8 protein-coding genes are annotated in these 7,220 nt (G+C 70.5%); all 8 read right to left on the reverse strand.

Going from position 1 to position 7,220, the window contains the following annotated elements; all coding sequences use genetic code 11:
• Nucleotides 1-60: 60 nt before the first annotated feature.
• Nucleotides 61-1,347, reverse strand: a complete 1,287-nt coding sequence (dinB, locus tag BQ8420_RS12225; RefSeq protein ID WP_087098489.1) for a DNA polymerase IV — start codon at nt 1,345-1,347, stop codon at nt 61-63.
• A gap of 90 nt (nt 1,348-1,437) precedes the next feature.
• On the reverse strand, nt 1,438-2,235 hold the full coding sequence (locus BQ8420_RS12230) for a methyltransferase domain-containing protein (protein ID WP_200815907.1): 798 nt from the start codon (nt 2,233-2,235) through the stop codon (nt 1,438-1,440).
• A gap of 66 nt (nt 2,236-2,301) precedes the next feature.
• The gene (gene nusB, locus BQ8420_RS12235; protein ID WP_087098491.1) at nt 2,302-2,715 is read right to left on the reverse strand and encodes a transcription antitermination factor NusB; all 414 of its coding nucleotides are present in this window, start codon (nt 2,713-2,715) and stop codon (nt 2,302-2,304) included.
• A complete protein-coding gene (gene efp / locus BQ8420_RS12240) occupies nt 2,715-3,278 on the reverse strand; it encodes an elongation factor P (RefSeq protein ID WP_087098493.1) in 564 nt (187 codons plus the stop codon). The genes nusB and efp overlap by 1 nt, the downstream gene beginning before the upstream one ends.
• 137 nt (nt 3,279-3,415) lie before the next feature.
• Nucleotides 3,416-4,516, reverse strand: a complete 1,101-nt coding sequence (aroB, locus tag BQ8420_RS12245) for a 3-dehydroquinate synthase (protein ID WP_087098495.1) — start codon at nt 4,514-4,516, stop codon at nt 3,416-3,418.
• On the reverse strand, nt 4,513-5,013 hold the full coding sequence (locus tag BQ8420_RS12250; protein WP_087098497.1) for a shikimate kinase: 501 nt from the start codon (nt 5,011-5,013) through the stop codon (nt 4,513-4,515). Before BQ8420_RS12250 ends, aroB begins: the two co-directional genes overlap by 4 nt.
• A 175-nt stretch (nt 5,014-5,188) precedes the next feature.
• The gene (gene aroC, locus BQ8420_RS12255; protein ID WP_087098508.1) at nt 5,189-6,370 is read right to left on the reverse strand and encodes a chorismate synthase; all 1,182 of its coding nucleotides are present in this window, start codon (nt 6,368-6,370) and stop codon (nt 5,189-5,191) included.
• A gap of 51 nt (nt 6,371-6,421) precedes the next feature.
• Nucleotides 6,422-7,220: A24 family peptidase (locus tag BQ8420_RS12260; RefSeq protein WP_143847218.1), on the reverse strand; the 799-nt coding region annotated here is incomplete at its 5' end.

Raw genomic sequence — 7,220 nt, forward strand, 5'->3', positions numbered from 1 at the left:
TCTTACCCTGCACTCCGGTTCTACTCTGACAACGCTCAGAGGGCCCCGGAAGTTGCCGTATCATACGTCGTTTTCGTCACGTTTGGCCAACACGGCCGACTGTATCGCGCCCGGCCCGAAACGCGCCGTCACACGGTCCATAACCCGTTCAACGTCCCGCCAACCCGTGTCCTCCTCCCCCAATGCCAGCTGCCGATGGCTCTCTCCCTCGGTCATCACGCCCTCCACACGCACACCCACCAGCCTCAACGGGACACCTTTGAGTCCCGAGGCGGCGTGGAGCTCGCGCGCCACCGTGTTGATCTCACGGGCGACGTCGGTGGTCTCGGAAAGGGTGCGCGAGCGGGTGATGGTGGAGAAGTCGGCCCGACGAAGTTTCACGCTCACCGTGCGTCCCACCTGCCCCGAGGCGCGCAGACGGCGCGCCACCTTCTCGGACAGGCGCAGCAGCTCGCGGTCGATCGTCTCCGGGTCGTCGACATCCTCGGCGAAGGTCTCCTCCGCGCCGATGCTCTTGTCCGGCGTGTCCGCCACCACGGGGCTGGGATCGTGTCCCCGGGCCAGTTCGGCCAGGCGGGTGCCGGCCTTGTCGCCCAGCTCCATCCGCAACAGTTCGAGGTCGGTACGGGCCAGGGCCCCGGCGGTGCGCAGCCCCAACCGGCTCAGCACGCGTTCGGTCTTGTCGCCCACCCCGGGAAGGGCGCCCACCGGAAGCGGGTCCAGGAAGCCGCGGACGGCGTCGGTGGGCACCACCAGCATCCCGTCGGGCTTGCAGTGGGTGGAGCCGAGCTTGGCCACGAAACGGGTGGCCGCCACCCCCACCGAACAGGTCAGGCGCTGCTCGCGGCGGACCCGTTCACGGATCATCGCGGCGATACGGGCGGGGCCGCCCAGCCGTCGCCGGGCCCCGGACACGTCCAGGTAGGCCTCGTCCAACGACAGCGGCTGCACCAGCGGCGTGACCGAACGCAGGATGTCCATGACCGCTTCGGACGCCTGCCGGTAGGCCTCGCCGTCGGGCGGGAAGACCAGGGCCTGCGGACACAGACGCATCGCCTGGGTCATGGGCATGGCGGAGTGCACGCCGTGTCGGCGGGCGATGTAGTCGGCGGAGGCGACGACGCTGCGCGGCCCGGTTCCGCCCACGATCACCGGTCGTCCGCGCGCCTCGGGACGGCGCAGCTGTTCGACACTGGTGAAGAACGCGTCCATGTCCAGGTGCAGGATGTCGCAGTCGGCGTCCGGCCCGGAGCCGTCCACGGGGAAACCCGAGTCGAGGGGCACGATGCCATCGAGGGTCACCACCCCCCGCAACGCGGCCCCACGCTCCAGCTGACGTCGGCTCATGATTCCAGGTTATGTGCTGCCCCGGACCGGCCCGCCCGGTCCCCCGGACTTAGTCGACCCGGGTCGACGGCGCGGTGGAGCGAGACGGACTCAGGGCTTGTTCGCGATGACGTGCAGTTGGGTGGCGATACCGAGCAGCTCGGGATGGTCCGCGGCGGCCTTCTCCAGCTCCACCAGGTGCTGGCCGGCCTGCGCGTCACCCTCCCAGGCGTGCCCTGGCAGGATATCGGCGAACACCCGCACCCCGCGGAGGGTCTCACCGCTCAGACCGCTCTGGGCGATGAGCTCCAACAGCTGTTGTGGGGCGAACCGCCGCGGCATCGGGTCGGCCTCGCCCCATCGGCCCTCCGCGTCCGACAGCAGGTGCTGGGCCTCGGTGATCTGCCCGGCCAGGGCTCGGTGCAGGACCCCGGCGACCGCGTTGGTCGCCAGCAGGCTCACCGCGCCGCCGGGCCGGGTGATCCCCGCGACGTCGGCCAGAGCGGCGGCCGGTTCGTCGACGTATTCGAGCACGTTGTGCACCAGCACCAGGTCGGCACTGCCCTCGGGGAACAGGGACGCCAGGTCCCGGGTCTCCCCTTGGACCCCGCGCACCGTCACACCGCTCTCGGACGCACGGCGCTCCAAGGCGGCGAGCGAGTCCGGGCTCGGTTCGACGACGGTCACGCGGTGACCCAGTTCGGCGAGCGGGACCGCGACTCCCCCGGTGCCCCCGCCCGCGTCGACGATCTCCAGGGGTCCGTCCTCGGACAGGCGGGCCAGCAGCCGGGACAGCGCGTCCCATACCACCGCGGTCCGCGCGGCGTTGGCCGCGCGCGCCGGGCCGGTCAAACCGCTCACACCGAAGCCGCCGGTGGCGGACGCGGACGTGCCGCTGCTGTCAGTCACCTGTTCCCTCATTCAGCTCGTGGCCCCTCACCCGAGGCACCGGGGCGTCGTCCCCGGTAGGGCGCCTCAGAGCGAGAGCGTCGACTTGTTCTCCATCAGCCTAGACAGAAGTCCGCTGATGAAGTTCGGCGAATCGTCGGTGGACAGCTCCTTGGCCACCCCGACCGCCTCGGCGATCGCCACACCGTCGGGGATGTCCTCCGCCCACAACAGCTCGTAGGCGCCCATCCGCAGGATGTTGCGGTCGACGACCGGCATGCGCTCCAGGGTCCACCCGATGGCGTACTCGTCGAGGAGCCCGTCGATCCGCTCACGTCGTTCGTCGATGGAACGGGCGAGTCGCTCGGTGAACTCGTTGATCGGCGGCTCGGGCTGGGCCCGGCGACGCTCGATGACGTCTTCGACCGTGGTGCCGCGCACCTCGGCCTCGTAGAGGACCTCCACCGCGCGTCGACGCGCCTTACGCCGTGCACCACTCATCAGTTGACACGCCCGAGGTAGTCACCGGTGCGGGTGTCGACCTTGACGCGCTCACCGGTGGTGACGAACAGGGGCACCTGGATGGTGGCGCCGGTCTGCACGGTGGCGGGCTTGGTGCCGCCGGTGGAGCGGTCGCCCTGCACGCCCGGGTCGGTCTGGGTGATCTCCAGCTCGACGGCGGCGGGCATCTCGATGTACAGCGGGTTGCCCTCGTAGGTGGCGACCGTGACCTTGGTGTTCTCCAGCAGGAAGCCCTTGGCGTCGCCGACGACGGCCTCGGGGACCGGGAGCTGGTCGAAGGTCTGGTTGTCCATGAAGATGAAGGAATCACCGTCGTGGTACAGGTACTCCATGTCGCTGCGGTCCACGTTGGCGAACTCGACCTTGATGCCGGCGTTGAAGGTCTTGTCGACGGTCTTGCCCGTGAGGACGTTCTTCAGCTTGGTACGGACGAACGCGCCGCCCTTGCCCGGCTTGACGTGCTGGAACTCGATGACGTTCCAGAGAACGCCGCCGTCGAGTCGCAGGGTGGAGCCGTTCTTGATGTCGTTCGTCGTGGCCACTTCGGTCGTCTCTCCAGGGGTTTGACACGTGGGACACCGGACTCGGCCGGCCCGGTCGATGATCGGTGGGGCGAGGCGCGGGGTCCGTCACCGTGCTGCTTCGCGGACCGCGGACGCTCCTCGCCTTCCTCCGCAGTCTAGTGGCTTCGTGACGCGCCGGTGTCGCCCGAGATCGCGCGATAGGCCTCGTCGAGCAGCTCATCGGCGGGGCCGGCGAGGATCGCCGGGGTGGCCGAAGCGTCCAGGACCACGAACCGCAGGATGTTGCCACGGGCCTTCTTGTCCACGCTCATGGTGGCGCGCAGCGCCTCCCAGGAGTCGGCCGTGTAGGAGGTGGGCAGACCCACCGAGGCCAGCACCTCGCGGTGGCGGCGGACCAGCGCCTCGTCGATGCGCCCGTCGAGACGGGCCAGTTCGGCGGCGAAGACCATGCCGATCGCGACGGCGTAGCCGTGCCGGAACGTGTAGTTCTCGGCGCGTTCGATGGCGTGACCGAGGGTGTGACCGTAGTTGAGGACCTCCCGGCGCCCGCTCTCCTTGAGGTCGCCCGAGACCACGTCGGCCTTGAAGCGGATGGCGCGCTCGATGAGTTCCCGGGTGTGCTTGCCGCCGGGGGTGGTGGCGCCCTCGGGATCGTCCTCGATGAGGTCGCAGATGACCGGGTCGTCGATGAACCCGGCCTTGATGATCTCCGCGAGACCGCCGATGTAGTCGGCCTTGGGCAGGCTCGCCAGGGTGGTGAGGTCGCACAGGACCCCGGCCGGGGGGTGGAAGGCCCCCACGAGGTTCTTGCCCTCGGGTGTGTTGATGCCGGTCTTGCCGCCCACGGCGGCGTCGACCATGCCCAGCAGTGTGGTGGGCACCAGCACCGAGCGCACCCCGCGCAGCCAGGTCGCGGCGACGAAACCGGCCAGATCGGTGGCGGCGCCGCCACCGACACCGACCACGGCGTCGCTGCGGGTGAAGTTGAACGAGCCCAGCCGGGACCACAGGTCGGTGGCGACCGCGGCGGTCTTGGCGGCCTCACCGTCCGGCACGGGCATCGGGCGGACGGTGTATCCGCCGGCCTCCAGCGCGGTGGCCACGTCCCGGGCGATGTCGGTGAGGCCCTCCGGGTGGATGACGGCGACCTGCGCGGCGCCCTCCACCAGCCCGGGGAGCTCGCTTCGGAGGTTCTCTCCGACCAGTACGTCGTAGTGTCCGGTGGGTTCGCCCACACCGATCCGGGTCACGCTCACCGCTCGACCTTTCCGGGCAGCGAGGAGACGATGGTGTCCACGATCTCCTCGGGGTGGTAGTCCGTGGTCGGCACCGTCACCGTGGCCAGGCCCTCGTAGACGGGCAGGCGCTCGTTGAGGAGCTTGCGCAGCTGGGTCCGGGGGTTGCCGGACAGCAAGGGGCGGGCCACGTCCATGCCCACGCGCTTGGCGGCCTCACCGAAGTCGACCTGAAGGTAGACCACGTGGTGTTCGGCGAGGTCCGTGCGGGTGTCCTCGTCCAGGACGGCGCCGCCACCGACCGCGATGACGCCTTCCCAGGACCGCAGCCCCTCCGCGACGACCTCGCGTTCCAAGGCGCGGAAGTGTTCTTCACCGTCCTGGATGAAGATGTCGCCGATGGGCTTGCCCGCGCGCTTCTCGATCTCGGTATCGGTGCACAACAGGTCCGCGTCCAGGCGTCGGGCCAACGCCTCTCCGACGGTGGACTTGCCCGAACCGGGCGAACCGATGAGCACCGCGATCGCTCTTGCCACGCTCTGCCTACCTAATCGGGGTCGCATCTTCCCACGCGCGTGGGAAGGAAGGTCGCTGCCGTTCGCCCTCTTGTCTAGCAGAAGGCCCCACCCTCGCACGCACGAACGGCACCCATGGTCCGGCCCGCCCTCCGGGGAGGGCGGGCCGTGTCGGTCTCTAGCGGATCGTCAACGAGTCCAGGTAGCTCTGGAGGTTGCGGGCGGTCTCGGGGACCGAGTCGCCGCCGAACTTCTCGATGGCGGCCTCCGCGATGACCAGGGCCACCATCGCCTCGGCGACCACGCCGGCGGCCGGGACCGCGGTGACGTCGCTGCGCTGGTGGTCGGCCCGGGTGGGCTCCCCGGTCTCGACGTCGATGGTGTCCAACGCCTTGGGCACGGTGGCGATGGGCTTCATAGCGGCGCGTACCCGCAGCGGGTCACCGGTGCTCATGCCACCCTCGACACCTCCGGCGCGGTTGGTGCGGCGACGCACCCCGTCCGGGCCGGGCTCGATCTCGTCGTGGGCCTGCGAACCACGGCGGGCCGCGGTGCGGAAGCCGTCACCGACCTCCACGCCCTTGATGGCCTGGATGCCCATGAGGGCGCCGGCCAGACGCGAGTCCAGACGACGGTCCCAGTGCACGTGGCTGCCCAGTCCCGGCGGCAGGTCGTAGGCGAGCACCTCGACCACACCGCCGAGGGTGTCCCCGGACTTCTTGGTGTCGTCGACCTCCTCGACCATGCGGGCGCTGGTGGCGACGTCGAAGCAGCGCAGCGGGTCGGCGTCGATCGCGGTCAGGTCCTCGGGGCGCGGCTCGGGGGCGTCCTCGGGCACCGACACCGGGCCCATGGACACGACGTGGCTGATGATCTCCACACCCAGGGCCTGGCGGCAGAACTGTCGGGCGACCTCACCGATGGCCACACGCGCCGCGGTCTCGCGGGCGCTGGCCCGTTCGAGGATGGGGCGGGACTCGGTGTGCCCGTACTTCTGCATGCCCACGAGGTCGGCGTGGCCGGGCCGGGGCCGGGTGAGCGGGGCGTTACGCGCCAAGCTGTCCAGTTCCTCGGCGGGAACAGGGTCCGGCGACATCACCTTCTCCCACTTGGGCCACTCGGTGTTCCCGACCTCGACGGCGACCGGCCCCCCTTGGGTACGGCCGTGTCGGATGCCTCCGATGACGGAGACCTGGTCTTTTTCGAACTTCATCCGGGCGCCTCGACCGTACCCGGCGCGGCGGCGGAGCAGCGCGGCGGCGATGTCGTCAGAGGTGACGGACACGCCGGCCGGGAGGCCCTCCAAAATCGCGACGAGCGCCGGTCCGTGGGACTCCCCCGCGGTCAGCCAACGCAACATGTGCACGATCATCCCACGGATCGTGACCCCGGGTCGCACCCGGGATGGGGGTTATGGAAGGAGTGGTCGGCCCGCGAGGACGGTGGCGAGGGTCGCGGCGATCATGAACGGCCCGAGGGGCAGGGGGTCGGAACGACCGGCTCTGCGCAGCAGCAACAGGACCAGACCGACCACGGAGAAGGCGGCGAAGGCCCAGAACGCGCCGACCAGGGCGCCGACCGGACCGGCCGCCCATCCGGTGTAGAGACCGGTCAGCCCGGACAGTTTGACGTCTCCGAAGCCGAGCCCGCGGGGGTGGACCCGCCACAGGCTCCAGTACAGGACGGCGATGAGCACCATACCGACCAAGGCTTGGGCTGCGCGGTCCAGGTCCGGACCGCTGGGCGGCAGCAGCACGGAGGCGGCCAGCAGCAACGCGGCCATGGGGTAGGCGGGGGCGACGACGGCGTCCGGAAGGCGCATCACCCTCAGGTCGATGGCGGACAACAGGGCGCCCAGGGCCGCGAACCAGAGCACCGCCGCGAGACCGAACAGGGACCAGTCCCCCAGGTGGTTCGGGAAGACCGCGCCGACCAGGGCGAACAGGACGGCGGTGGCGATGGCGGCCGGGGCATGCGGGCCCACGTCCCGTTCGCACCATGGGCAGCGTCCGCGTCGTCGGAAGGCGCGATCGGCCACGGTCGGTAGCCCGCGCACGAACGGCAGTGCGGTGCGGCAGTGCGGACAGCGCGGTGGAGGCGGGCCGGTGTCCTGTTCCTCCAGCGCGCCTTCCTCGGTGGCGGGCCCCGGTGTGGCACCGTCCTGACCTGGGGGACCCACGGGTGCGGGGCGGGCCGGTTCGGTATGGGGG

Origin of the sequence: Nocardiopsis sp. JB363, from assembly GCF_900143625.1 — a bacterium.
GTDB lineage: Bacteria > Actinomycetota > Actinomycetes > Streptosporangiales > Streptosporangiaceae > Nocardiopsis.

Bases quoted from the DNA above. Each gene is read 5' to 3' on its own strand.
- dinB (WP_087098489.1), bottom strand. From the start codon at position 1,347: ATGAGCCGACGTCAGCTGGAGCGTGGGGCCGCGTTGCGGGGGGTGGTG.
- nusB (WP_087098491.1), bottom strand. From the start codon at position 2,715: ATGAGTGGTGCACGGCGTAAGGCGCGTCGACGCGCGGTGGAGGTCCTC.
- aroC (WP_087098508.1), bottom strand. From the start codon at position 6,370: ATGTTGCGTTGGCTGACCGCGGGGGAGTCCCACGGACCGGCGCTCGTC.